We start from the raw sequence: 1,173 nt of genomic DNA on the forward strand, positions 1-1,173 counted from the left end.
GCGCCGTGGACTTGGAAAACTTGCTTGGCCAAATCCAGCCCGATGGTGGTAATCTGCTTCACGGAACGGCTCCTACCTTGTGGCGTTGAAATAACGACCACGTTTTAGCACTCTGATGCTGCGGTAGCGGGTCGTTCCACCTCATCATGCTCAAGCGCTGGGGCCGCTTCGCCCTCTTCCTCGACGATGGCCGCATCTGCCTGACGAACAATGCCGCCAACGCAGCCTGCGCGGCTTCGCTCTCGGCAGGAAGGCATGGCTCTTCGCCGGCTCCGACCGCGGCGCCGAGCGCGCCGCCGCGATGGCGACGCTGATCACCACCGCGAAGCTCAACGACGTCGACCCGCAGGCCTGGCTTGCAGACGTGCTCGCCCGCATTGCGGAGACTCCCCAGGGCCGGCTCGCCGAACTGCTGCCGTGGAACTGGCAAACGGCCGCGCCGACCACCGCGAAGCCGCCTGACGGCATGGCCGCCGACGCCAACGTCTTCACCATCGCGCTCGCAGCTCAGATGCTGGGCGAAAACGAAGATCGGCTCTGGGCGCTCGCCGATCAGATGGACCCGGAGAACGGCGTCGTCTGGATCCACGACACGGACGAACATCAGACCATGGCGTTCACGTCCTTCGGACTCGAAACCCTCAGGGACCTGATTGCCGATCAGCGCACGACCGAAAGCTGAGGTCCCGCGGCCCTCGCCGGATGCTTACTCCTCGCTCGCCGCGGCCACGAGATCTTCGAGCTGAAGTTCCATCTGCTCGATCAGCCGTGCCGTGCGTTCGGAGCGCTGACCGTATTTCTCGCGCTTCAGCTTCTCGATCATCAGTTGCAGATGCGCGATCAAAGCCTCGGTGTCCGAGAGTTTCGCCTGCGCGCTGGCGGCCACCGCCTCGGCTTGCAACCGCGCCTCGCGTTCAACCCGCAGTGCCGCCAGGGCRCTCGCGAGGTCCAAAGGAGGTCGTCCGGCTTCAACGGTAAGCCTCCGGTGAAGGCCGCTTCTCTGCCCAGATGGCGGACGTCAGGTCTGATGACGGCGCGGGCCGGGTGGTCTGCCTCGAACCAGACGGCGGCGATGTGCGCCACGAAGCGATCTGGGTCGAGCGGAAGCCCTGCAGCGTTGATCACAGCAGCCTGCGTCTCCAAAAGGCTGGCGAGTGCCTCACGATGGTAGAC

Annotated in this window: 2 pseudogenes; one reads left to right on the forward strand and one right to left on the reverse strand. The window is 64.9% G+C overall.

From position 1 onward, the window contains the following. Positions 1 to 146: 146 nt before the first annotated feature. Positions 147 to 430, forward strand: a pseudogene (locus AC1D34_RS37795) (transposase domain-containing protein); the annotation flags it as partial. Between the two features lie 279 nt (positions 431 to 709). Here the strand turns inward: AC1D34_RS37795 and AC1D34_RS37800 are convergent. Further along, positions 710 to 972: pseudogene (locus AC1D34_RS37800) on the reverse strand (IS66 family transposase); the annotation flags it as partial. Positions 973 to 1,173 lie beyond the last annotated feature (201 nt).

It is taken from the genome of Allobosea sp. P1_A7 (genome assembly GCF_056406775.1).